Raw genomic sequence first — 24,759 nt, 5'->3', positions numbered from 1 at the left:
AAAATAACCTTCATTCAAATGGAGGTTATTTTTTTTAACTTTAATAGGTGAATACGTTAGGGATAAAATCACTATTGATAACCACAAAAAAAGGCAATATATGAAAACAAAAGACGAATCGCTTTTAGAAATAAGAGGCGCCAGTATTGGAGTCATAACGGAGCAATCAAGTGCTGAAGAACGCTTTCAAAATCAAACCTTACGCCCTATTTTAAAGTTTCAAAACGAACTCTTTATTGAAGTTTTTCGAAATTACGCCATCAAGCAAAAAGGAGTTTATTTCACACTTTCGCCAGAAAAGAAAGAAAATTACATTGAAAATGCAATCCAACGCGATATTAAATTCCGAAATTCATTAAAAGGAATTGTAATCGGAATGTTTACCGTATTGGAATACAAAGAATACATCCTAAATTCATCCAATTTAAACAAACGCATGATGAATTTATTAATTGAACGTTTAAAAAGTCAAATTCAGATTGTTTAATGAGTCAATGAGACAATTAGTCAATTAGACAATTAGTCAATGTGTCAATGAGATAATGTGCCAGTTAGTCAATGTGCCAATGCGATAATGTGCCAGTTAGTCTATTTGGCAATGGAAAGACAATAATTGACACATCTGCACATTTAGGAATTGGCTAATTATACAAAGATTCCCCATTCAAATCGGTACTTAGAACATCGCTCATATAATCAAAGAAAGGGCGCATGGCTTGGAAAGTTGCTAAAACTTCTTCCTGAAAATTAGGGGCTAGCACTTCTTTGTCTGAAAATTGACGCGTTACTAAATATTGCTTTTTCCGAATCAAATCGATAGCTGGATGCATTTTATCATAGCCTTTAGGAGCCGTTTTTAACTCCTCACCTTTCAACTCACCAAAGTATTTTTTAAAGGTAGCATCGGCAATAATCGCTCTAATTTCGGCATCATCCATTTCAAATTCTTTTCGAATGCGTTGTAAATCAGCAGCATTAGGTTCCCAAAAACCACCCCCTACAAAACTACCTCCTGGTTCTATATGCAAATAATAACCGCCTCTAAGTAAGGGCTTAGTTCGAGTAAACCCCACACTAAAATGATATTTATAAGGCGATTTGTCCTTTGAAAATCGAACATCTCGATAGATTCTAAACACTTGAATTCGCTCAATACTATCGGTTTTTCCTAACAGTTCTCCAACCGACATAAAAAACGATTTCACCTGCTTTTGTTCGGTTTCAAAGGCTTTCTTTTGGGAAGCAAACCATTCTCTATTGTTATTTGCTTTTAATTGCGATAAAAACGCTAAGCTCGAGGGTTGTAACATAGTTGTACTCATAATAATTAACGGCAAGTTACACATAATTTTCAGGGTCGTTCCTATAATTCTTTAATTTCTCTTTATAAGAGGTTAAAAACGCTTCCAGTTCGCTCGGATCTATTTTACCATCCTGTTCAATTTCTGATAACCAACTCGACCATTCTATGGATGATAGTACTAAAGCCATCACTCTTGTAGCAGCATAATATTCGGATTGTTTTAATTCTGGAAAGCGCTCCCCTACTTTTTGCGGTCGGACTGCATCAGAATCCCAAGTCATATAATCAAACAATTCAGTTAACGAGATGTTTTTATCTTTTATTCGCAATCCCTGACTGATTACTTCTTGACTTTCTTCCTCAATTTCTTCACCCCATTCAATAGTATCAACCATTTGCCACGCCTCTTTAGGTGTTGAGCCATGTAAAAGAAACCCTACCCTAATAGTTTCTGAAGCTTCTGCTAACGCTTCTTTATTCGTTTTTTTAAGGGAAAATTTATTTAAAAAATGCAATAATATTTGTTTGCCACTTGCCATACTATTTTTTCTTTATTCGTTTTATGGAATAGCGTATTTAGAGCTATTCTTTTACAATGTAATAATGATAAACATCATTATGTATCAAATAGAAATTGATATCTTGATGAGTGTAAATCTGAGCTTCTCCCGAATATTCATATAAATCAGCACTTTCGCACAATTGCTCATTCATCATTTTTAGTTTAACTCTTTTTTTATTTTTTAACGTAATAAAATATGTCCCGTTGTATGAATTACAATACGACATACTTGTACCCGTATTACTAAACAAACTACCGCCAGAAATGCCTTTTCGGGTTTGTTTATCAAAAGAAAAGGCATAAAAATTATCAAACTGAAATAAGGTGTTGGAGTTTATGTAATCTAATTCTTTAAATCTTTTAGAAAAGCCTTCCGTTACAGTGTCTTTAATTGGTAAATCATCGCTAAGTTCAATAGTACTATAAAAATTATGTTTTTCAATTATATCTTTTTTAAATAACAGGATATAGTTACAAGTATCCAATCTCGAATCCCCACTGTATTCAGTAGTTACATAAAACTTTATTTGATTCGTATTAATTTCTTTAACTAATGACTGAAGTTTAAGAGAATCTTTTGCATTAAAATAATCTATATTTTTCAAGGGCTTATAATTTTTGTCAGCATCTACTAACCAACTACAAACATTATTTTTATAAAAAATATAATCGTCAAAAATTTTAGCTCCTCTGCTTACAAGAAGTGAATCTGCTACTACTCCATTTTTATTAATTTTAAAAAGTAGTGTCATTCCCAATTCCTTTGGATGTCTTTTTTCGATATAAACATCACCAGAGGCGGAAATGAAATTATTGTAAATGAAAACATTTTCATTACAATTTTCTGTCTTTATTTTGGTAATGAGCCCTTTTTTAGTCAATTCATCATAAGTAAAATAGGTTGTAGTATCAATTTTAGTATCCGTTAAAAATGCATTGATAGGTTCATTTTCCCATTTACTTGAACAAGAAATCAGAAATACAGAAAAAAAGGCCAATACTATTTTCATATTCAATTTATTACATTTTATTTACGTATGAAAGATAATCAAATTTAGGAAGATATATCTTTTTATAGTAGTCGTTATACGATATTACATCCGAAAACTCATTCTATTTGCGCAGTAAAAACTCCTGGAAATATGAATGATATATAGATAACAGATTTTCAAAAATCATATTTTTTTGTTTTGATTTATATTTATAATGTGCTACATGATATTCTTCATCTACTTTTTCTATTTCATACAAATAATTGTACTCTTTGTAAAAGAAATAACAAAGGGTATAATTTGATCCTTTTAATGCCAAATCCATTTCAGGATAATCCTTTATAACAGCATTATAATCTGCATAGTTTTTAACCAATGATTGCTCTTTATTGGTTGCATTTAATTGATAAACAGCAATCGATTTTGAGGGTATCGCCTCATAAAATAAGATACAAACATCGCCATCCCGTTTTGCATAAATGGCTTTTTCTTTGAATTTATTTTCAAGTTCTGTTGTTAAAATTTTGGTTTGAGTGGGAGATGAATTTTCAGAAGCTAATGTCAAAGGAAAATACGCTTTGTAGGCTTTAGGGTTCCCGTTTTTATCTTTAGCGGCAACAAATCCTTCTCCATTTTTTGTTTTTTCATTAATGCGATTGAATATTTTATCTAGTTCAATTCTACTTTTAGTAATAATCGAAGAATCTGCATGATGTCGTGTCATTACAATTTTATCAACAAATAGCATTGCCGTAGAATCTAGTGTAAATGCAACATTAAGTTTGATATTGTAGGGAATATCTTTCATAATACCTTCCATATTGAAGGACTTCCGAATTTCTTTATTTAAAAATTCATTAAAACATGCGGTATATTCTTGCTTATTCGTTACATTTTTTTCACAAAACGATGTTGTTGCTGGGCTGCTTTTAGAAACAGGAGTTTGAGCAAATCCAGCTAATGATAGCAATATAATTATAAGTTGTTGAAGTCTATTCATTTTCTAATTAAAAGGTGTATTAATAATTGAACAAATGGTATTTGTGGCATTTATTACAATTTGTTTGCTCTTATATAGGCATATGAGACCAAATCCTCTGGAAAATAATCATTTTTAAAAACCGTGCACTTTAAAAAAGTGAGAAGTTTATTATAATCAAATGTTTTCTTATGAATGGATTCTTGCACTTTTCCCCCAACTTTAAAGTATATTTTTTGAGTTGAAATGTCATTGCCTGTATTCTCTATTTCAAAAAGGAAAATAATTTCATTGTCTTTAGGTTGTATTTGTTCGTTTCTAAATCGACCCGTAATCAACTCTCCTCTTGTACTGCAAAATATGGTAAGTACAATGGCACTCATTCTATTACTCGTATCACCAAAAAAAACAGGATCAAATGCTTTTGTCATTTCCTTATCTGGGTTCACATAATTTTCCTCATAATACGTATCCATATAAGTTGACAAATCAATTTTAGTAGCTGTAGTATAACACTTAATTGTAAGCATTTCAACACTTTGAGCATTCAAACCTAAAGTAATTATTAAGAACAAGAACAAGTATACTTTTTTCACGATGTATTGGTGTTAATAATTTAATTATTAGGATTCCCTTTCTCCTTTTCTCTGTAAAATTCATACATCAGTTTTTCGGTATCGGTAGACAAGTAATTTTGGGACGTTTGAACCGAATCCTTACATTTTATAGCATATAAATTGACATCATAACCATAAAAAGCCAAATAAAAATTTTCATAATTAAACTTATTTTTCAGCAACTTAGTAGTTTTTTCAACTAACTCTTTTTTCGCTTTATCTGTACTATGGGTCATATTAGGCATATAACAAACTAAAATAACCGAATTATCAAAAGAATCAGCCTCTGCTTCAACTAGTTTATCATTTCCATGAAGGTTATCTTGAAAATAGGTCAAAAGGTATTCTGCAGCAGGATGTTCTGGCAAAATACTTGAAGCATATAATAAATCATTGTAGTGTTGCTGATAAGATTCCATTTCCTTATCTAGTACTAGTTCAGCTTCTGATTTAGGAGTACGCACTACATTAATTTCGGTATCACGAGTATTCGATTCTCTAGAGATTTTATTCACAAGACTATAGAAAAATAAAATACCAAAGAAAGCAGGAAAAATAAATAAATAAAACGGATGATTTGTGTCAGACTTAATGGAATCAATTTTTTGAATATCAGATGCTTTATACTGAATTGGATTTATTTTTTTACAATCGTTACAAGATAATTCTACTTTTTTACCTGTTGGAAATAAAGGAAATCCTAAATTAAAAAAAGTGGAATATACTTTAATGTTGATAGAATGACCACCACAATTTGTACATTGAAAATTCTTAGAATTTTCGTCTTTAGTTTTAGTTTGAAAAGAACCTATTATCATACTACAATTATTTAATAAAAAAGGAATTGATAGAATCTTTAGGAACTTCTTCTTCTCTCAATCTATTTGAAACACCTTTAAAAGTGTCTATCTTTTTTTCAAAGTCATACACAACAGAGTCTTCAGCACTCAAAACAGTATCATTTTCTTCCATTTGTATACTAGTTTCTGTTGGATGAATTTGATCTGAATTATCAGAACTAATTTCATCTTTAACCCCAATAAAAACGCCAACTATTATCGTAAGCAGGACTATAAATACAATCGCTAAAACTCCTAAACAACCAGAATATAGCCACAAAGGATTTTTAGGTGGGTCGATACTATTAATTTGATGGTACTTGTTTTTAATTTCTGCAGACCAATATTCATATTCGGTTTTTGTACCACAATGTGCACAAATCGCCACCCGCTTAATATGCAAAGGAATAATAGGAATAAAGAAAATTGAAAAATAATACCTTCTTGTTTCAATCATAAAAGATCCACGGGTATTACAATTGTAACAAAGAGTATCTTGTAGAAAGTGAGTTTTAATTTTAGTATTGTTAATACCTAAGAGTAGATCCATTAAAAAATGATTAGAGTATAGTTGTTTTTATAGTGATTATCTGAATTGAGAAATAAAAACCATATTATTTTTTGAAAAAATAAAGTTACCTTTTATTAGCAAGTCAAACAATACAAATTAAAGATATTTTATCTAACCATTCGTTTTTTTTATTCCCAATTTAAAATAACCAATATATTATGTGTAGCTAGTTGTAAAATCCTAACCACAAGGCACACTTAGAAAGCACAAAGAACACAAAGCTTTACGCAGTAAAAACCAACCCATCACCCATCACCCATCACCCATCATCCATCACTTGTCCAAGAGATGCTTTACAGCATGACAAACTGTGTGGTTAGGAAACTAAAACAAGTGAAACGCTCTGTGCAACTCTCTCAACGCAATCCAAATAAAAAGAAACTCCGTGAAACTCGGTGTAAAATCTATGTGTCTATGTGTTAAAAAAAAAATCCGACAACATCACCCATCACCCATCACCCATCACCCATCACCCATCACCCATCACCCATCACCCATCACCCATTACCCATCACTTATACAAGAGATGCTTTACAGCATGACAAACTGAGCGGATATAAAACTAAAACAAGTGAAACGCTCTGTGCAACTCTCTCAACGCAATCCAAATAAAAAGAAACTCCGTGAAGCTCGGTGTAAAATCTATGTGTCTATGTGTTAAAAAAAAAATCCGACAACATCACCCATCACCCATCACTTATACAAGAGATGCTTAACAGCATGACAAACTGTGTGGTTAGGAAACTAAAACAAGTGAAACGCTCTGTGCAACTCTCTCAACACAATCCAAATAAAAAGAAACTCCGTGAAACTCGGTGTAAAATCCTAACCACAAGGCACACTAAGAAAGCACAAAGAACACAAAGCTTTACGCAGTAAAAACCAACCCATCACCCATCATCCATCACCCATCATCCATCACCCATCATCCATCACCCATCATCCATCACCCATCATCCATCACCCATCATCCATCACCCATCACCCATCATCCATCACCCATCATCCATCACCCATCACCCATCACCCATCACCCATCACCCATCATCAATCACTTATCCAAGAGATGCTTAACAGCATGACAAACTGTGTGGTTAGGAAACTAAAACAAGTGAAACGCTCTGTGCAACTCTCTCAACACAATCCAAATAAAAAGAAACTCCGTGCAGCTCGGTGTAAAATCTATGTGTCTATGTGTTAAAAAAAAATCCGACAACATCACCCATCACTCATCATCCATCACCCATCACCTATCATCCATCACCCATCACCCATCACCCATCACCCATCACCCATCACCCATCACCTAACACCCATCACCCATCACCCTTCCTAATTGGAAACAAAACACCATAACAAAAACCACTCACTAATCCCCCAATATGCGCTGCATTATCAATTCTGCCGCTACCAATAAGCCCCATAACCAAATTTATCCCAATATAAGCTAACAAACTATACAAAAAGCCCGAATCAATCTTATACGGAAACGATTGATAAATAATAGCTGCAATAAAATAACCATACAATCCAAAAATAGCACCCGAAGCTCCCACACTTATCGTAGCATCATACCACATACAACTAGCTACACTAGCCACAATTCCGGTAACAATATACAGCAATAATAAACGCCACTTTCCTAACAAAGATTCCAAAAAGAGCCCCGCAAAAAACAACGCCATCATATTCATTAGTAAATGAAGAAAACCTCCGTGAAGAAAAATACTACTCAACAAACGCCAAATTTGACCTTCTGAAACCAAGGGCTTAAAATTAGCACCAAAACGCAACAAATCGCCACCCTTAACATGCATAAACCCAAAGCCAAAGAAAAACAACAAAAGGAAAATCAACACATTCAAATGAATCAATACAGGAGTTGTAAAAAAGCCTTTTTTGGGCACTAATAAAACAAGAAAATCCTCCAAATCAGATTTGGTTTTTAAAGTTCCATTTTTATACAATTTAATTCGTGTTGGATTTAATTTAACAAATAGAAAAATCAAAGAAATTACAAGAGTACCAATACCCCAACTATAAAAGATCCACTCAAAAGTACTACCTAATCGCGATTCAAACGTGCCGTGTTTTCTTTTAAAAACAACAACATCTTTAGAATCCGCATAAAAACCTCTGTTGATTGCAGCTTCAAAACTCACTAACTCATCCGATTTACGATACTTCTCTAGATAAGAAAAATTGGAAAAATTGGTGACCCTAAATAAACGCTCTGATTCTTGTATAAATACGTTGGCTAGTCTAGCTTTTTCATTGGGCGACAAATTATTATTTATTCGTTTGGTATAATTCTCCCCTATCCAATAGGTACAAGCAAATCCATTCGTATCCCTAGCGGTATTAAACATAGGAATAGCAAGGTACAATTCAAAATTTAAATCCTGCCCATACTTCCCTGAAACACTGGAGGTTTTATAAATTCCCAAATGAGTCGTATCTAAATAAAATACATTTACATCATAATATTTTGATTCGGGTAACTTGGAAATCTCCGTTATACGATGCACTTTCGTAAGGGTTCCTGTAGCTTTATCAATATAGTTTTGGGCAACTATTGTTGGAATACACATTGATAAGGCAATAATAAGTTGTATTCCAAAAGTGTCTTTTCCAGGAGCCAACTGTAGAATATGCAAACGCGGGCGAATAATAAAGTACACCAATAAAATAGAAATGAGCATCGGAAATATATAATCGATGTACATTTTGTTGATAGCCACCCATTTTGTATAAATACAGAAGAACCAATTCAAAAAAGTGTACCCCACTATAAAAAGCGAGGAAATCAAAATATAAGGTAAAATAAGAATGGATAAGCGAACCGAAAAATACTTCATGAAAACCACTTAATTACTTCATCAACTTTTTCAATTTCTTAGTGGGTTTCATGTTGTTTTTCTCATTCTTACAATAAGCAATTAACAACTCCACTACTTTATTATGAACTTCATCTGTCGTTAATTCAATATCTTTATGTTCCAATACTACTTTTGTCATACTGGTCATGTATAAGCCAAATAAATCAGTATTGCCTTCCGTTAATTCTACCGCATTAGCGTCTATCGAAAACGTATAATCCGTTCCTTCCATCCACTTTAAAATGTATTGCGTTGCCGACAAACGATTCAAATTGTTTTCCTCATGTGGTGTACTCAATAAAAAGGTAGCACACTCCAGTACTTTAGGCTCTGCCTTTACATAATCTTCCGCTTTTTTAAACGAATTCAAATCTAATGTGGTAAAATCTTGTGCCACCAATGGTAAACAGCTGATTAAAAATGCTACTAAAATTAGTTTTCTCATAAATATAAAATTAAAATTAATTATTACTTGTCATTCCGAGCCCGCTAGGAATCTCCTAACCCTAGGCACACGCTTTACGCAGTCAAAGCTGTCATTCCGCCAAAATAGGAAACTCCTACATCGTAGGCTTTTGCTTTACGCAGTAAAGCCCACCTTCCCCATTCTATCCATAACCCATTCATCATTCAACGTTAGTTTATAATCTTATTTCTTATAATATCTAAAATTGCAGTATGAAAATAAAACGTTTTCTTCAAATCATCAGTTTCATAAGCAACATTTTCAAGCACAATTACACTTGTCTTCGTTTTTGGAAAATAAAAGTTCATCGAAACAAAACCAGGAGCAAAACCGGTCTGTCCAAGTTGCAAAACATTATCTTTGGTATCAACCGTTATTCCGTATCCATATTCCGTAACTCCAAATATTGGGTGATTACGAACAGCTCCCTTTTGTTTGGTCTTTACCATTTTCAGTGTACTCCTTTTTAACAATTTTCCACTATAAAATTTTTCGTTCCAAATAGCTAAATCTTCGGCTGTAGATAAGAAAGAACCAGCAGCAACATAGTTTTGAAATGTTTCGGTTTCAAATTCAATGATACCATTTTCATTTTCTGTATACCCTTTAACCAAATTAGTATATGCTTTAACGTCAGGATGGAACGTGTTTTTCATTCCACATTCCTCAAATAAGTTTTTTGAAAGCATTGCAAATGATTTACCAGAAGTACTTTCAATAATTTTAGCTAATAAATCATAACCAATTTGTGAATAGGAATATTGTGTCCCAACTGGAAAACTTGTTGGTTTGTCTAATTGAGTAATACCATGCATATGCGTCAACAAATGATGCACAGTAACCGTATCTGCCCAACTTTGCGTCAATTCAGGTAAGTAGTTACGAATGGGTGTAAATAAGTCAACATTCCCTTTATCAAATTCTCGAAGCACTAAAATTGCTGTAAATTGTTTGCTAATTGAACCTATTACAAATTGATCATTGGGTTGTAAAGGCTCTTTTTTAACAATGTCCGAATAGCCAAATGTTTTAAAATAGTTGGTTTGCCCTTTTTGTGAAATAAGAATTACACCGTTAAAAGGCTTTGTAGTTGTAGACAAAATTAAACTATCAATTTGTTTTTCAATAGTATTTTGCTGTCCAAACGTTACAAGTGTAGATGTAAGAAAAAGTAGTAAAAAAACTAGGTATTTCATTGTTGTGCTTGCTGTTGCTATATTATTTTATAATTTTTAAAATTTGGTGTTTGCTTGTGCCAACTCTTCAGAACCGATATACATCACTCATTGTCAGAGAGCATTCATCAAACTGTCAAAACATTCATCATTCAACATTCTCTATCCCTTGTCATGCTGAACTCATATCCTCCTTGTCATGCTGTCCCGACGCTTCGGGGTCGTTTCAGCATCTCCTACACAGTAAGCAATCGCTTTACGCAGTCAAAGCTGTCATTCCGCAGATTAGGAATCTCCTACATCGTAGGCTTCCGCTTTACGCAGTGAAGCATACCCTTTTCACTTTTTACTTTTCCCTTTTCACTTTTTACTTTTTACTTTTTACTTCTCCATCCAAATAATACCAAGGAATCCCCAACAACCCCTCCTTGTACTCTACCGCCACCTTATCATTAATCTGATACTGCTTATATTCTTGGGGAGAAACAGAGATATTCTCCGCGTCATAATGGTGTCCCCAAGGTTTTACTTTAACATAAAACGTTCTTCTACCTTTACTACTTCTACTGATACGCTTATCAATCACCTCGGTATGATATTCCTTAGGTTCCGAATAATCAAACGTACAATTCACAGCCACAACAGCACTATAACTATAAATAAAAAAACTAAAAACTATCGAACCATAAATCCACCACTTGTCTTTATTCGAATCCGAAATTTGCTGATGCGTAACCAACAAAAATAAACAAATTCCCACAAAAGCAATAGTACCTGCGATAATAACCGCTACAAAAGAATCCGTTTCATAATCTAACAAAGTACGAACTACAATAGCCCAAGCAGGTAAATCAATAAAATCCGCTACATCATACTCGTCTTTTGAATCACGATCAATTTCTACCAACGAAGCAATACTGGGCTTGTTTAAACCATTCAAAAACATTCCCACAAAAGGAAGTAACAACAACGCTAGTAACAAATAGTCATAAGGTCTAGGATAAAACACAAACCACAAACATAGGCCAATAGAAATATATTCCAACCAATCGAGTTGGTGTAACTTATATACTATAATGGACTGATTTTTAGCTTTTTTATTCGTTTTGATAACTTTCATTTATTTGTTAATTTCCTCTATAAATGCAATTTAATGATTTAATCTAAATACATAGTAATTCTAAAAGCCAAGGTTTTATTTTTAAAGCTCGGACAGTAATTTCTTTCTTCATTGAAGTATAAATTGAAATTACTAAATGTTTTATCATTAGTATTTATTCCTTTTAATTCATCATTTGAATAGAAAAGATATTTGTCTGAGTTTTTGTGCTCGTATGGTTTATGTTTTCGAATTCCAACGTTTCTTTGTTGATAGCTGGTACTGGGCAGTAAGTTTTATCTACCACCACCTAAACCGAATTCATTAGTAAAACCACAAGTTCTACATTTTGTTGTAATTATATTATCCATAAATTATTATAGTTTTTAAAACGGTAAATCATCGTTATCTTTTGGTTCTTCATCAGAAGGCAAATCTTCATTTATGGTAAATGTTATTTTATCATCTTCAGAAACAATTTTCCACGCTCTAATATCGGTATACCATTTACCATTAAATTCTCTACTTTCCAAATCAAAATCAATTTCTAATAGATTGCCTATTTTTAATTGCTTTTCATTGATTTTATCTCCCCATATACTTATACATATTTTTTTAGGATACTGACCATCAGTTTCCACAATAATATCTTGTTTTCGCCACTGACCATTTTTTCCCATTCCAGTTTGTAAAGGGAGTAATTGAATTAATTTAGCTTTTATATTCATAAGAATTTTATTTGATTTAAAATTTAATTAACAAATATGCTAATAAGAGCATATTTTATTTGCCAAGACTTTATGCTAGTTGGAATATCATTTTATAATAATATCTAAATTTTATCACTATAGAATCATCATTACCGCGAACTTGAGCAATAAAATTTATGTATCCTTCTAAACGATTCAAAAAATAAGCTTCACTAGTATTTCTTATTTCATTTATACTTTTAAAATGTTTTTTTGCCGCTTTTGAAATACCATTTTGTAATGTATCATGCAACATAGCCCGAACCATTTTAATTATTTTACGATCTACATTTACTTTTTCATTCACTACAAGCCCTGTAACAGTTTGCTTTCTGTTTTTAGTTTTTATTCGTGTTTTTTTGGGATTCAATTTGAATTGGAAAGAATTAATTATATACTCTAAATCCGTTATAATTGTTTTTGAAATAAAATGATTAGATGAAAAAGTTAAATCATCGGCATAACGAGAATAACGTATCTCATTTTTCTTACAATAAACAGATAATGCTTCATCCAATTCTAAGCATATAAAATTAGAAATTACTGGTGAAGTTGGTGCCCCAATTGGAAGTTTTCCATCATATGTAACCAACAAAGTTAGTGCAGTAGCAATATGTTCTGTATATCTAAAATAATCAGATAAAAATAATTCTTTTACACGATAAGCTTGTATTGAAGGAAAAAAATCCTTCAAGTCAAGATTTAGAACATATTTTTGTTGAACGTGGATTTTTGCATTTTCAACGATATTACATTTTTTCTCGTTTTTATTAGGATTTATTACAAACCCATGAACACATTCAGGACGAATTAAATGATAATAATTTTGTAAATAAAAATTTAATCTCGATTGTATAAACATTAATTGAGATTCTGGAGTTTGTATAAGTCTACTACCTCCTCTTTTCTTTGGGATTTGAAAAGTTTCATATTGTGGTTGGTTAATTACGTGCTCAATATCAAAAAGTCTGGTTTTTAATAACAAGCATAAATCAGAAATTTCAATAAGGGAAAGTAATTTTGATACAAAAAATGTTTGTTCAAATCTAAATTCAATAGCTTCAAAAGGACCATAATAATAACTATTATACTCCGCTAATCTGGTATGAATTTTATTTATTAAAGTCATATTAAATGAATAAAAGCCGTTGGTTATTATCTTTGAAATATACTAGTGAACTTTGTTCACTAGTAATCTTTAGTACCTAACAATAGTATTGAATGGATTGCGGAACACAACCTCTAAGTCATTTTAATATTTAGGTTTGACTTCATAAATTTATTCCAACGGCTTAGTTTTAGAAAGGTGTTTCGTCGCTACTAGTATCAAAATCTTTAAAATTAAAAGGATTTTCTAATTCTGAAAGACGTTGAGGATGTATGTCAAAACTTTTAAAATAATTATTTAAAGAAGTAAATCTAGTAAAGTGTAAGTCACGCTTGAAATAACTCGTTCCTATTTTACCATTTTTATTCTTTGCAACAAACAACATCATTAATGAATCTGTAGGAGTTCTATCTACATCATCTAATTCGTCAATCATATAATATTCTGGTCGATACAACAACCAAACTTTATCCGCTATTTGTTCAATAGAACCACTATCGCGTAAATCAGACAATTGAGGTCTCTTACTACTACCTCTCACTTCAACTGCACGACTTAACTGGCTTAAAAGTAATATACAGATATTCAATTCTTTAGCACACATTTTTAACAACCTACAAATATGACCAATTTCTGCTTCTCGTCCTGTATTGTACTTTCCTATTCCTAATAATTGCAAATAATCAATTACAACTATTTTAGTTTGGTAAGCAGCAACATGATCTTTAATAATTTGAATAGTTTCATTTACATTAGCTTCCCCAACATCACTGATAAACAATTTGCTTTTCTCTAATGTTTTGGCAGCATCTTTAAGTAACTCTTTATCGGAATCGATTAATTGATTATGAATAATTTTGGTCACTGAAACACCTGTTCTATCAGACAACAAGCGAGCACTTAGAACCGAAGGTGTTAAATCAAAAGATAAAAACAATATCGATTCTTGGTTACAAATATTAGAAACCAAATTCACAACAAATAAACTTTTTCCCATAGCGGGTCTACCTCCAATAACCACCAACTCACCTAAGGATAATCCTCCAAACTCTTGATCAAAATACTTGAATCCTGTTGGAATTACATTTTTATTGGGGCGTTCATTGGTTATATTTTCAATGATTTCATTTGATAATTCTTTTATTGAGGTGGATTGTATTGGATTCATCATATTTTTTTATTTGTTTGACTTTCTAAATATAGAAATTAAAATTCATTTTAATACAAGACTAAATTTGACTTTGCTCTTGTTACTGCTGTATATTGATACTTTAAAGTAGGCATGTAAAAAGAATTTATTAATACCTTATCCCATTCACCACCTTGTGCCTTGTTACAAGTAATTGAATGACCATAACTTGCTCTTATAGCTCCTACGTATCTATCATCAGATGGATTAAGAGATTCTCTGTACACTTTGTTTTTTGAAAATCGCTCATGACGTAAACGATTTTCTTGTTCAAGCTGTAATCCTTCTGGATGGATTATACTTTCTAATAAAATATAATCTTCAATAATTTCTTCTGCACCTTTAAGTGTTTTTGAAACTAACTTAACAGGTATAAAATGCAATCCCGCAACCATTTCTATTGCATTAAGATTTACTTCACTAACTATAACATGATCACCACTATAAAGCTGATAATCATTTCTTTTCCATGTAGTTGTAATAAGTAACAAATCATTTACTTCAATTACTTTTGCACTCGATCCATAAATTTTTTCACGAACAACACCATTAAACATTTTATTCATTTTATGAGTAGCACCAATTGAAATAATACTATCGGAACCATTAGACAAATATTCATTAACATAGTCTGTAGATGCTTGCGAAATTGTTTTCTTTTCAACACCTAACAAGGTAACTTTTTCAGCATTTGATTCTATTCCTAATCTAATATTTGTAGCATTCTTTAAAATAAAACTTCCATCTTCTTGTCTTTTTACCTCAGTTAATAAATAAGACTTCCCTTGAATATTAAATTTAGCCTGTAAATATTCATTGGATAAGGCTTTAGATTCTGTTTCATTAACTGGAGGTAATTGATTTTTGTCTCCTAAAAAAATAATTTTATTCAGAGGGTTTCCATTCTTAACAAAATCAATCAAATCCTTTAATAATGAATTATCAGATTTAAACAAACTACCCTCCTCACTTTGTTGATTTGAAGCTATCATAGAAGCTTCATCAATGATAAAAATTGTTCTGTCTTTTATTGTATTTTCTTTTAAAACAAACTTAATTTCACCCGTTTCAGAGTTTGTTTGTACGTTATAAATTAACGAATGAATAGTACTATTTACTGTTTTAGATTTACGCCCTAAAATTCGTGCTGCTCTACCTGTTGGAGCTGCAATTTTATAATGAATCGCTTTAGCGTTCAAATAACCAATTAAAGCTGTTGTGATAGAGGTCTTCCCTGTTCCAGCCGCACCACACAAAATATAGAAATCATCTTTGTTTGTATCACTCACAAAATCACTCATAGCCAATAAAGCTACTCTTTGTTGCGCAGTAGGACAATCAAACTGTAAATGATCTAAAATGGTAATAGCTGTTTCCATAGTATGTTGGTTTTATTTGTTCAACGATACAAAGGAAAGAATCATGTATGCAGATGAAGTGCGTATTAGATTAAGATTTTTTAAAATTATATATATCAATTAAAACATTGTTCAAGATTTTTATAAAATAATCCAGCTCATCACTTTGATTAATAAAAGTTTTATCTTTTGAATTATAAAAACTTATTGTTTTATTTGAACTCTCAAAATAAATTCTGCATGGGAATTTGTCTTCATTATAATTTAATTTTATAAAACTTGAAAACTCTTGTTTCTGTGAATATGTTTTAAATTCCAATGTAATAATCCCCCATTTTGTAGAAATATTTATTCCTGATTCAATTATATTTTTTAGATTAATGATATATGGAAATTTTGCTTTAGTAAACTCAATATAATAACTTTCATGAATAACATTATCCATAAGATATTTGTGCCATTCTATTGATATTTCACTAAATGAATAATTTTTCATGATGCTTTTATATTTCTATTAATTGTACTAACAAAGTCTTCTAAAAAACCTAAAAATTTAAAATAATACTTGTTGTGGTTTGGAATAATTTCATCCATAATTTTTTGTTGATAATCACTTTTAACTCCACCTCTATGGTTCAAATTACGCATTTGATATAAACTATTTGCTGTATTATAAATTTCTTCGAACTTATTAGAATTAAATTCTATAGTTTCTTTGAAGAAAAAATAATATAAAACAGCTCTAATTTTATTATTAAAATGAAATTCTTGATTTGTTAATTCAAAAGGAATTTCTAATTTATATTTTTGAAATATAAAATTACTTAAATGTAATCCACTATTAGATCTTACTAGTTTTTTCTCCTCTCTACTATATATAGAAATTACTCGTTGATTATATCCTGATATTATTTTTTTATCTAACTCAAAGTAAGAAAATAAATAGACTACTATATTTTCTATTTGTTGAAACATCGCTAGACAAAAATCCTCAAAATTATCATCTCTTCTAAAATGTTCCATTCTAATAAAATCACTAACTAAAACATTCTTTATGTCTATTAAGATAAAATCATCATAAAACTTATTAGCTTGTTTATCAATAATATCTTTTATACAATATTCATAAATTCTATTAATAGAATCAAAATTTTTATTTTCTATATTAATTAGTTGAGAATAATTATGTTGTAATTTTTCCTTAAACCACAAATACTCCTCCTGACTGCATATTTCATCAATCAAAAGGAGCAACTTTTCTAAACTCTCTTTACTATATTTAGCCATACTATTTTTTATAATGCGTCATTGCTTCATCAAGTCCAACATCAAATATCAAATCTAAAATATTAACTGCTTCAGAATTGTTTTTAGATGTTGTTCCAAGTAACAAATCAAACCGCTTCTTTAGTTTTAAATAAGTTCCATCATCTGCCCCTTTCACCATTTTCAAATATAATAATTTGCCCTCAATAACCATAGCCATGTTAGGTTGTTCTGACTTTACATGACCTTTATCCGCTAAATAAATATTTAGAAAAATAGCATAAGACTTGTCATATCCATAACGTTCCCACAAATACAACCATTGACGTAATTGCTTTACATAAAGGCGGGTTACATTAATTTTATCATTAACAACTAAACCCGTCACTTCCTGACGATATCCTCTCTTTTGTAAGCGAACTTTAGTTTCTTTAATATGAAAATTTTGTTCGGTAATTATTTTACGAACTTCACAATCAAAGGTAGTTCCTGAAGCGAATATTTTTTCAACTTTTGTAGGGCTAACTTCATACGCATTATGCTTGCTACTAAACGTAATATCATCTGCATAACGCGAATAATTTAAACCAAATCGCTTTGCAACACCATTTAAACGCTTATCTAGCTTTTCACAAATAATATTAGTCAAAGTGGGCGAAGTAGGTGCCCCTTGTGGCAAAACTGAAGTTGTAATTTTTATCCAATTACCCTCTTTAAATCGTTCCACTTCCATAGGAGTACAACAAAGAGTAGCAATAAAATTGGCTATATTTTTTCTTTCAACTGTTGTACCAAGATTAAAGGGTGCTACTAGCAACCTACCCCAAACACGTGAACGATCTACACTTGGAAAAAAATCTTTTAAATCTATATTGTAAACATACGTTTGTCCAATATGTTTCTTAGCATTATCTACAATTGATTTTCCTATTACAAATCCTGTAGCAGCAGTATGCGGTTCATGTAAACATTGTAAAATAATATTTAATGCTTTTTGAAACTCTTTTAATCCTTTTACAGGTGCATGTATCGTTCTATCTTGACCAGATTTTTTTTTAATTATAAAAGGTACGTAACAATCTTTTCTGTTGATGTTCTTTTTTTCTATAACTACATTTTCTTCTATAAAAGGTTCAAACTTTGATAAATCAATTCTAAAATCCACTCTTGATTTTATAACTTGACTATCTTTGGTAATAAAATAATTCAATTGCTTTTCTGAAAAAGGAACTGTTTTATCACCATACATCATTTGTTTGGCTATATTTAGTAACTCTAAAAAATCAGATTTTGACTGCATTTCTTTAAATGCGGTTTGTACTTGAAATTTAAATTCTGGAGTTAGTATCATATTAATTGTATGGTTGTCTTAAAAAACCGTAGCTGTTATTCTTTCTATATGTACTCAAATAATCAATTTATAACTATTAAAATAATATATTAATAATAAATCTAATATATTAGTAAGGGTGTTGCGCTAAGATCTTAAACACAACAATAACACCACTAACATTCAGTTTTGGCTATTAAGTTGCTGATTGCGGTATCTTTTTGAAAATGCTCGTAAAGTCTTACTTCTCTACTTCAATACCTAGAAACTAAATATAACCAAAACCACCTACCGATTTGAAAAAATAAAACTACTTTTTCCAGCAGGCAAGCCTATCTTTCGATAGACAATTCAATACTATTACTACGGTTTTCAAAGAACTTGTTGTTTGACTCTGCAAACGTATTTCAATACTATGCATTTTAACTGCATATTCAATTTTATTTCTTATATTTGGTTATTCAATGTTTTGTAAATATATAAAAAATCTGCAATGGCTGTAACAAAAAATCCTCTAATTCGCTATAAAATTTTAGATGCTTGTTTTAGAAATCCTTATAAAAAATACACCAAAGAACTATTACTAGAAACCTTAAATGAAAAGTTGATGGAATTATTTGATGATGAATCCCACTGCATCAAATTACGACAAATGCAAGACGATATTGCCTTTATGAAAAGTGCTGAAGGGTGGAGCATTGAATTAGCAGAAGAATTTGATGGTAAAAAAAGAATTTTCCGTTATGAAGACCTCAACTTTTCCATTAACAACGCACCATTAAATGAAATTGAGTTAAGTGAATTCCAATCGGCTATTCATGTATTATCACAATTTGAAGGCATGCCCCAATTTGAAGGAATACAAGAAATCATTGCCAAATTAAAATACGATTTAAAAGTAGATAATAACAAGCAACCATTTATAGGTTTTGATACCAATCAAGATTTAAAAGGTATGGAATATTTTAGTCAAATATACAATGCTACTCAAAATCAAGAACCAATTCAGATTACTTACAAAGATTTTAAAGCAGAACAACCTTATACGTTTACACTACATCCCTACTATTTAAAACAATACAACAACCGTTGGTTCCTTTTTGGACTTCATGAAGAAACCATGAAACCCGATTGGAATGTAGCCATTGATCGTATCGTGTCTATTGAAACAAGTAATGTAAAATTCATCCCAAACACAACAATTGATTGGCAAGATTATTTTAGTGATATGATAGGAGTTAGTAAACCTATTGATGGTAAATTAGAAGAAATTGTTTTACATTTCAATCAATTGACAGGTAAATACATGGAAAACAAACCTATACACGAAACTCAAAAACACAAATGGCTAAATGAAGAAACATTAGAAGTCAAAATCAAGGTTATACCAAATTATGAATTAGAACGCTTGATTTTAAGTTATGGAGATAGTGTAAAAGTAATGGAAACCGAACTTTTAAAAAAAAATATAAAAAATAGACTCTTGAATGGAAGTAATATTTATAAAGAATAAATTTATATCAAAAAGGTAAATCATCAAATTCATCATCTAATTGTGGTCTTATAGCCTGATTAATATTGGGACCAATTTGATACCATCCAGATAATTGTAGATAGTATCCACGAGGTGTATTGATTTGTGAGTTTTCTGGAGGAAACACTCTTGATAAAGAAACTCTTAAAATGGTACCAGCGGGTATATTTGGAATAGTGTTTTGACAACCAACATAGCTAATATTCCTATAATCTGAACCATTTGGAAAACGATACCTTGTTCTATTTTCAAATTCAACTCGAACTAAATCTTTATTAGTAACCCAAAAACCAACACTCTTAGTTGGTAGAGGCCCTTCCATTGGAATATAACCAGTACCGCTTGGTGTAAATTTGAGCTTACCATCAAAAACTTCATCTATATGTCCATTCCAATCGATTAGATTAATTCTATTTAAAAACTCAAATACATTATCTATTTTTCTTAAAAAAGTTTTCGATAATATAATTACATCTTCTATATGAGGAGGATGGATATCTTGTCTGTTTGTAAAATTAATTTCATAAACATCACCTATTGTAAAATCGGTATCCATAGGCTGATTGTAATTACCTGGATTTAATAACCTAATATACCTATTATTCGATAAAACCAAGCCGCCTACACAATAACTATGAGTCATGTGTGTTTTTGAAACAATTAAAACTTCCATTTATAAATGAGTAATTTCTTTGTTATACAATGTTGAGATTTTTTGAGCTACAATCGATCTATGACAAGCTTCATGATGTTCTTCAACACAAAATAAAGCTACTCTACTTGCGCCAATTTGGTCAAGACTTTCAAGAAAATTATCAAAATTGAAGTTTTTAAGAATTCTATTCTTGTATTCAATAACAAAGACTTTTCCAAGTTCTTGTCGTTCACTCTTTAATTCTCCTTTTTGTAAATCAATTTCTTTTTGAAGCTCTCTAATTTCTGTAGTTGGTGCTAAATCAGGAATATAACCATATTTAATTTCTAAATCTGCCAACTTTTGTTGCAGACGATTACTATTTACAAATGAATATTTTGCTCCTCTTACACCTCTTCGTTGTCTAATATCGCAAAAGGTATCAATATTATTTTCGAGTAATTTATTAAAAAACTCTTTCTCTGTTGAATTATAAACTCCTATTGTAAAAAACTCCATAATTATAAATATGTTTTTCTTGATGTTGAATTAATTGGCTGTCCAAATAAATCTACTTCAGACAATCCTTTATTTAACTCGGCAATTACATTTTTTTGATCTTTTAATTTGCCATTTTCATCAATATGTTTTAATGATATTTGTTCTAAGTCTAATACCTTGCCAATCAATTTACTTCTATGGCATTCGCATGGCTTACTCTCACTACACATTAAAACCAAATGAATATTTTTTGCATAAGCCGTTTTCAATCGATCCATTCCATTTTGAAAAAAATCTTTTTGCTTTACAATTTCATAATCCACTTTTCCTTCTTCATCATAGCATGATTTATCTTTAGGTCTCCCACCAATAGTATCGCCCATAAATACATAAGTAATACCATGTTTTTCTAAAAAAAACTTCAAATCATTCTGATTAAATTGAGGATTAAATTTTGAATATGGCATAGAACGAACGTCTATTAAATAATCAATTCCAAATTTCTTTAGAATATCTAAAAAATCCTCAGGCTTTCTATTGCCATGTCCAATTGTATATAGTGGTATTTTTTCCATAACTCAAATTTACAAAAAAAGTAATTCCAATTATTTAATTATCAATATAATAAAAAGTCAAATATTTAATAATACTCTTTAATATACTCATAAGCCCTATCAAACAAAACCTGTTCTTTGTGAAGTTTGTATTTCAGAAGGGCTTTTCTTAGCGAACTTTGAATTTCACGTTCACCTGAAGCTGTTTTTTGCCAACCTGGAAAACGAACCTGTCTTACAATAGCATCAATATCAGTTACTATTCTTTCTACTACGGCTGGAGTCTGCTCTGTTTTTAATTCTAAAAATAATTCTGTTAAAGCGGCTTGAGGTGTTTTTTCTTGTTGTTCAGCTTCTACTTCTTTTTCGGCCTGAAGAACTTCTCTTGCTAATTTACATAACTCTTTAACAAACTCGATAGAAGTAATTAATCCAAGTTCTGCCTTATCTCTTAATGCTTCTAAAAGCTCACTTAGTTTTTTGAACTTTGGATTTCCTGAATTTTTCTTAAAACGCTTTACTAGGATTTTCTCTAATTTTTTGGCATTTCTAGGGTCAGGATTATTGAAAATATTTTCAATAACATCAGCATCTAATACAAATTCTTCTAATTGATGTACTTCACCCACATGTATATTCTCATGAATTAATTTAGTCGTTTGCGCGCCTAAAGTAAACCATAATAATTTTCCAATATGGTCTGAGGAAGGTCTAACCGATTCAAATACTTGTGACAACCAACGATATTCTGCTTGGTACTGATCTAAAACCCTATCTGGAGATAACGATTCCCACAACTTAGAAAGGTATTTGTAATCCTTTGCAAAAGCATCTTTTTTATCATCCGAATTAATAGCATTTTGTGCTAATTCTAATCCTTCAAATCCTTGAATCGTTTTATCTACTCCGATAAAATGAGACAATGCTTTTTCCATTGCTTCGGGTAATTGCTCTTTCAGTTCGGAAAGATTCGTTATCATTTGACTAACGCTTTTTTCGTCAAACTCTAAAGCTTTAGCAGCATCATCAAACACACCAAAATAATCTACAATTCTACCAAAAGATTTTCCAGGGTACAAACGATTCGTTCTACAAATAGCTTGTAATAAGGTATGGTCTTTAATCGATTTATCTAAATACAAAGTTTGTAATATAGGTGCATCAAAACCAGTTAATAGTTTGGCAGTTACAATAATAAATTTCAAAGCAGAATTAGCATCATTAAAATCATCTACTACTTTCTCTTGTTGGCTTTTATCTAATCCCCATTTTTGTTTAAATTCAAAATCATCGTTGGCAGAAGTAGAAATAACTACTTTGCTCGCTTCAACTGGGAAATACTTATCTAATTCTTCTTTGTATTGTACACAAGCATAACGATCTGGAGTTACTATCATGGCCTTATAACCATGTGGTGCCACTTTTTCGTTGAAATGTTTAGCAATATCTTCTACAATCTTAGCGACACGTTCTGGTGACTTCAAGAAAGCAGCCATCTTTGCTGATTTCTTATTTAAAGCATCGGCTTCTTCATCGGTTAATACAGCTTCATCTTTAAATTCTTTAAAAGCTTTATCGATTGTTTCTTTATCAACATGAACATCTACTAATCTAGGTTCAAAATGTAAGGGTTTAGTAGCATCATCTCTAATAGAATCGTGAAAGGTGTAACGTGACATATAACCTCCTTCATCTTCTGGCGCTCCAAAAGCCCAAAAAGTATTCTTATCGGCTTTATTCACAGGTGTACCTGTTAATCCAAATAAGAATGCATTAGGCAACGCCGCTCGCATTTGTCTTCCCAAATCACCTTCTTGGGTCCTATGAGCTTCATCGACTAACACAATAATATTATCTCTTTCATTCATATTAGGTTTAGCATCTCTAAACTTATGAATCATTGAAATAATGATTTTTCGAGTATCACGTTCTAGTAAGGTTTGTAGTTCTGAAATACTTTCTGTGGTGACCACATTGGCTACATCAGCTGCATTAAAGGTTCCTGTAATTTGGGTATCTAAATCGGTTCTATCGACCAAAACTATTACAGTTGGACTTTTTAGTTCTTGCATTTTACGCAATTTTTGTGCTGCAAAAACCATCAACAACGATTTTCCAGAACCTTGAAAATGCCAAATTAAGCCTTTCTTTATTTTACCCTCTTTTACACGTTCTACAATTTTGTTAGCACCTTCATATTGTTGGAAGCGACACAATACTTTTATACGTTGTTTTTTCTTATTAGTGGTAAATAATGAAAAGTTTTGCAGAATATCCAAAAGACGTTTTGGATTTAATAAATCAGACAATTCTTTACCTATTTCACCCAGCCCTAATTGTTTAGCTAGCTTTTCATCATCATTTTCTATGCGCCAAGGGGCCCAAAACTCTAAAGGAGTTCTTACACCACCAAAATAAAAGGTTTTCCCTTCAGTAGCAAAAGACAAAATATTAGGAACAAACAATTGAGGAACCGCATTTTCATAGATGTCATGGATTTCATGCGCACCATCTAACCAACTCACCGATGGTCTAATAGGTGTTTTGGCTTCTCCAATAACCACAGGCAATCCATTAATTAATAAAACAATATCCGGTATTTTTGTTTCTCTACTGTGAACACGGTATTGATTGGTTACAAAATACGTATTGTTTAAAATATCTTCAAAATCAATTAATCGAACAGAAACATGACGGTTGTTTTCTCCAAAAGGCATGGTTTTTTCACCACACATCCATTTAAAAAACTCTTCATTGGCCTTTACTAAACCGATTTGATGTACCGATAATAATATAGCTCTTAGCTTATAAATCACTTCTTCTGCTAACTCATTATTACGAGCAATTTCAGGATTCAAACGAATTAAAGCAGCTTTCAGTTCGGTTTCCACCAAAACTTCATTAACCGTTCTGTTAAGTTGTTGTGGTGAAATATACTGCCATTGCGCACCATAAGGAGTTTTTTCCTCAGCAACTCCTGAAGCATTCAAATTAACACCACTCAATTGATGAATGATGTAATGCTCTACACTATTTAATTCGTTGAATGACATA

General features: G+C 31.2%; 24 protein-coding genes. 2 read left to right on the top strand and 22 right to left on the bottom strand.

Going from position 1 to position 24,759, the window contains the following annotated elements:
* Positions 1-100: 100 nt before the first annotated feature.
* The gene (locus LOS86_RS07785; protein ID WP_231841544.1) at positions 101-487 is read left to right on the top strand and encodes a glyoxalase; all 387 of its coding nucleotides are present in this window, start codon (positions 101-103) and stop codon (positions 485-487) included.
* A 154-nt stretch (positions 488-641) separates the two neighbouring features.
* On the opposite strand, the gene LOS86_RS07780 is transcribed toward LOS86_RS07785, so the two are convergent.
* The 18 genes from LOS86_RS07780 to LOS86_RS07695 all read right to left on the bottom strand — a co-directional run bounded on the left by LOS86_RS07780 (position 642) and on the right by LOS86_RS07695 (position 18,503).
* Positions 642-1,322: a DUF2461 domain-containing protein gene (locus LOS86_RS07780; protein ID WP_231841543.1), complete on the bottom strand. Its 681-nt coding sequence runs from the start codon at positions 1,320-1,322 to the stop codon at positions 642-644.
* Between the two features lie 16 nt (positions 1,323-1,338).
* Entirely contained in the window at positions 1,339-1,842 is a 504-nt protein-coding gene (locus LOS86_RS07775; RefSeq protein WP_231841542.1) for a hypothetical protein, read from the bottom strand.
* 43 nt (positions 1,843-1,885) lie between these two features.
* Entirely contained in the window at positions 1,886-2,875 is a 990-nt protein-coding gene (locus tag LOS86_RS07770) for a hypothetical protein (RefSeq protein ID WP_231841541.1), read from the bottom strand.
* A gap of 103 nt (positions 2,876-2,978) precedes the next feature.
* Positions 2,979-3,857, bottom strand: coding sequence for a hypothetical protein (locus LOS86_RS07765; protein WP_231841540.1), 879 nt, complete (start codon positions 3,855-3,857; stop codon positions 2,979-2,981).
* Between the two features lie 53 nt (positions 3,858-3,910).
* Positions 3,911-4,432 carry a hypothetical protein gene (locus tag LOS86_RS07760; RefSeq protein ID WP_231841539.1) on the bottom strand — a complete coding sequence of 174 codons (522 nt, stop codon included), beginning with the start codon at positions 4,430-4,432 and terminating at the stop codon, positions 3,911-3,913.
* Between the two features lie 20 nt (positions 4,433-4,452).
* Positions 4,453-5,271 (bottom strand): hypothetical protein, encoded by an 819-nt coding sequence (locus tag LOS86_RS07755; RefSeq protein ID WP_231841538.1) that lies wholly within the window; start codon positions 5,269-5,271, stop codon positions 4,453-4,455.
* Between the two features lie 7 nt (positions 5,272-5,278).
* On the bottom strand, positions 5,279-5,842 hold the full coding sequence (locus LOS86_RS07750; RefSeq protein ID WP_231841537.1) for a zinc ribbon domain-containing protein: 564 nt from the start codon (positions 5,840-5,842) through the stop codon (positions 5,279-5,281).
* 1,337 nt (positions 5,843-7,179) lie between these two features.
* Positions 7,180-8,589, bottom strand: a complete 1,410-nt coding sequence (locus LOS86_RS07745; protein ID WP_231841536.1) for a rhomboid family intramembrane serine protease — start codon at positions 8,587-8,589, stop codon at positions 7,180-7,182.
* Positions 8,590-8,734: 145 nt separating this feature from the next.
* On the bottom strand, positions 8,735-9,187 hold the full coding sequence (locus tag LOS86_RS07740; RefSeq protein WP_231841535.1) for a hypothetical protein: 453 nt from the start codon (positions 9,185-9,187) through the stop codon (positions 8,735-8,737).
* Between the two features lie 191 nt (positions 9,188-9,378).
* Positions 9,379-10,404 carry a serine hydrolase domain-containing protein gene (locus LOS86_RS07735; protein ID WP_231841534.1) on the bottom strand — a complete coding sequence of 342 codons (1,026 nt, stop codon included), beginning with the start codon at positions 10,402-10,404 and terminating at the stop codon, positions 9,379-9,381.
* A 346-nt stretch (positions 10,405-10,750) separates the two neighbouring features.
* A complete protein-coding gene (locus tag LOS86_RS07730) occupies positions 10,751-11,503 on the bottom strand; it encodes a hypothetical protein (protein WP_231841533.1) in 753 nt (250 codons plus the stop codon).
* Positions 11,504-11,868: 365 nt separating this feature from the next.
* On the bottom strand, positions 11,869-12,210 hold the full coding sequence (locus LOS86_RS07725; RefSeq protein WP_231841532.1) for a DUF3127 domain-containing protein: 342 nt from the start codon (positions 12,208-12,210) through the stop codon (positions 11,869-11,871).
* 70 nt (positions 12,211-12,280) lie between these two features.
* Positions 12,281-13,360 carry a reverse transcriptase family protein gene (locus LOS86_RS07720; RefSeq protein WP_231841531.1) on the bottom strand — a complete coding sequence of 360 codons (1,080 nt, stop codon included), beginning with the start codon at positions 13,358-13,360 and terminating at the stop codon, positions 12,281-12,283.
* Between the two features lie 169 nt (positions 13,361-13,529).
* A complete protein-coding gene (locus LOS86_RS07715) occupies positions 13,530-14,510 on the bottom strand; it encodes a DnaB-like helicase C-terminal domain-containing protein (protein ID WP_231841530.1) in 981 nt (326 codons plus the stop codon).
* A 47-nt stretch (positions 14,511-14,557) separates the two neighbouring features.
* On the bottom strand, positions 14,558-15,907 hold the full coding sequence (locus tag LOS86_RS07710; RefSeq protein WP_231841529.1) for an ATP-dependent DNA helicase: 1,350 nt from the start codon (positions 15,905-15,907) through the stop codon (positions 14,558-14,560).
* Positions 15,908-15,977: 70 nt separating this feature from the next.
* Complete coding sequence (locus LOS86_RS07705) at positions 15,978-16,382, bottom strand: hypothetical protein (RefSeq protein WP_231841528.1); 405 nt, start codon at positions 16,380-16,382, stop codon at positions 15,978-15,980.
* The gene (locus LOS86_RS07700) at positions 16,379-17,173 is read right to left on the bottom strand and encodes a hypothetical protein (RefSeq protein WP_231841527.1); all 795 of its coding nucleotides are present in this window, start codon (positions 17,171-17,173) and stop codon (positions 16,379-16,381) included. Before LOS86_RS07700 ends, LOS86_RS07705 begins: the two co-directional genes overlap by 4 nt.
* Position 17,174: 1 nt before the next feature.
* Entirely contained in the window at positions 17,175-18,503 is a 1,329-nt protein-coding gene (locus LOS86_RS07695) for a reverse transcriptase family protein (protein WP_231841526.1), read from the bottom strand.
* 472 nt (positions 18,504-18,975) lie between these two features.
* Between LOS86_RS07695 and LOS86_RS07690 the strand changes: the two genes are divergently transcribed.
* A complete protein-coding gene (locus LOS86_RS07690) occupies positions 18,976-19,995 on the top strand; it encodes a helix-turn-helix transcriptional regulator (RefSeq protein WP_231841525.1) in 1,020 nt (339 codons plus the stop codon).
* A gap of 7 nt (positions 19,996-20,002) precedes the next feature.
* Here LOS86_RS07690 and LOS86_RS07685 read toward each other — a convergent pair whose 3' ends face one another.
* The 4 genes from LOS86_RS07685 to LOS86_RS07670 all read right to left on the bottom strand — a co-directional run bounded on the left by LOS86_RS07685 (position 20,003) and on the right by LOS86_RS07670 (position 24,758).
* Positions 20,003-20,659: a dual OB domain-containing protein gene (locus LOS86_RS07685; protein ID WP_231841524.1), complete on the bottom strand. Its 657-nt coding sequence runs from the start codon at positions 20,657-20,659 to the stop codon at positions 20,003-20,005.
* 30 nt (positions 20,660-20,689) lie between these two features.
* The gene (locus LOS86_RS07680; RefSeq protein WP_231841523.1) at positions 20,690-21,169 is read right to left on the bottom strand and encodes a DUF488 domain-containing protein; all 480 of its coding nucleotides are present in this window, start codon (positions 21,167-21,169) and stop codon (positions 20,690-20,692) included.
* Positions 21,170-21,171: 2 nt separating this feature from the next.
* Positions 21,172-21,726 (bottom strand): DUF488 domain-containing protein, encoded by a 555-nt coding sequence (locus LOS86_RS07675; RefSeq protein ID WP_231841522.1) that lies wholly within the window; start codon positions 21,724-21,726, stop codon positions 21,172-21,174.
* 65 nt (positions 21,727-21,791) lie between these two features.
* The gene (locus LOS86_RS07670) at positions 21,792-24,758 is read right to left on the bottom strand and encodes a type I restriction endonuclease subunit R (RefSeq protein WP_231841521.1); all 2,967 of its coding nucleotides are present in this window, start codon (positions 24,756-24,758) and stop codon (positions 21,792-21,794) included.
* Position 24,759 lies beyond the last annotated feature (1 nt).

The organism is Flavobacterium cyclinae, assembly GCF_021172145.1.
GTDB classification, from domain to species: domain Bacteria; phylum Bacteroidota; class Bacteroidia; order Flavobacteriales; family Flavobacteriaceae; genus Flavobacterium; species Flavobacterium cyclinae.
This window is presented reverse-complemented; position numbering and strand designations above follow the sequence as displayed.

Coding starts and splice junctions, on each gene's coding strand:
- LOS86_RS07670 (WP_231841521.1), bottom strand. CDS start 24,758: ATGTCATTCAACGAATTAAATAGTGTAGAGCATTACATCATTCATCAA.
- LOS86_RS07730 (WP_231841533.1), bottom strand. CDS start 11,503: ATGAAAGTTATCAAAACGAATAAAAAAGCTAAAAATCAGTCCATTATA.
- LOS86_RS07735 (WP_231841534.1), bottom strand. CDS start 10,404: ATGAAATACCTAGTTTTTTTACTACTTTTTCTTACATCTACACTTGTA.
- LOS86_RS07690 (WP_231841525.1), top strand. CDS start 18,976: ATGGCTGTAACAAAAAATCCTCTAATTCGCTATAAAATTTTAGATGCT.
- LOS86_RS07715 (WP_231841530.1), bottom strand. CDS start 14,510: ATGATGAATCCAATACAATCCACCTCAATAAAAGAATTATCAAATGAA.
- LOS86_RS07705 (WP_231841528.1), bottom strand. CDS start 16,382: ATGAAAAATTATTCATTTAGTGAAATATCAATAGAATGGCACAAATAT.
- LOS86_RS07720 (WP_231841531.1), bottom strand. CDS start 13,360: ATGACTTTAATAAATAAAATTCATACCAGATTAGCGGAGTATAATAGT.
- LOS86_RS07710 (WP_231841529.1), bottom strand. CDS start 15,907: ATGGAAACAGCTATTACCATTTTAGATCATTTACAGTTTGATTGTCCT.
- LOS86_RS07700 (WP_231841527.1), bottom strand. CDS start 17,173: ATGGCTAAATATAGTAAAGAGAGTTTAGAAAAGTTGCTCCTTTTGATT.
- LOS86_RS07695 (WP_231841526.1), bottom strand. CDS start 18,503: ATGATACTAACTCCAGAATTTAAATTTCAAGTACAAACCGCATTTAAA.
- LOS86_RS07745 (WP_231841536.1), bottom strand. CDS start 8,589: ATGTACATCGATTATATATTTCCGATGCTCATTTCTATTTTATTGGTG.
- LOS86_RS07675 (WP_231841522.1), bottom strand. CDS start 21,726: ATGGAAAAAATACCACTATATACAATTGGACATGGCAATAGAAAGCCT.
- LOS86_RS07750 (WP_231841537.1), bottom strand. CDS start 5,842: ATGGATCTACTCTTAGGTATTAACAATACTAAAATTAAAACTCACTTT.
- LOS86_RS07780 (WP_231841543.1), bottom strand. CDS start 1,322: ATGAGTACAACTATGTTACAACCCTCGAGCTTAGCGTTTTTATCGCAA.
- LOS86_RS07680 (WP_231841523.1), bottom strand. CDS start 21,169: ATGGAGTTTTTTACAATAGGAGTTTATAATTCAACAGAGAAAGAGTTT.
- LOS86_RS07685 (WP_231841524.1), bottom strand. CDS start 20,659: ATGACTCATAGTTATTGTGTAGGCGGCTTGGTTTTATCGAATAATAGG.
- LOS86_RS07775 (WP_231841542.1), bottom strand. CDS start 1,842: ATGGCAAGTGGCAAACAAATATTATTGCATTTTTTAAATAAATTTTCC.
- LOS86_RS07785 (WP_231841544.1), top strand. CDS start 101: ATGAAAACAAAAGACGAATCGCTTTTAGAAATAAGAGGCGCCAGTATT.
- LOS86_RS07740 (WP_231841535.1), bottom strand. CDS start 9,187: ATGAGAAAACTAATTTTAGTAGCATTTTTAATCAGCTGTTTACCATTG.
- LOS86_RS07755 (WP_231841538.1), bottom strand. CDS start 5,271: ATGATAATAGGTTCTTTTCAAACTAAAACTAAAGACGAAAATTCTAAG.
- LOS86_RS07725 (WP_231841532.1), bottom strand. CDS start 12,210: ATGAATATAAAAGCTAAATTAATTCAATTACTCCCTTTACAAACTGGA.
- LOS86_RS07765 (WP_231841540.1), bottom strand. CDS start 3,857: ATGAATAGACTTCAACAACTTATAATTATATTGCTATCATTAGCTGGA.
- LOS86_RS07770 (WP_231841541.1), bottom strand. CDS start 2,875: ATGAAAATAGTATTGGCCTTTTTTTCTGTATTTCTGATTTCTTGTTCA.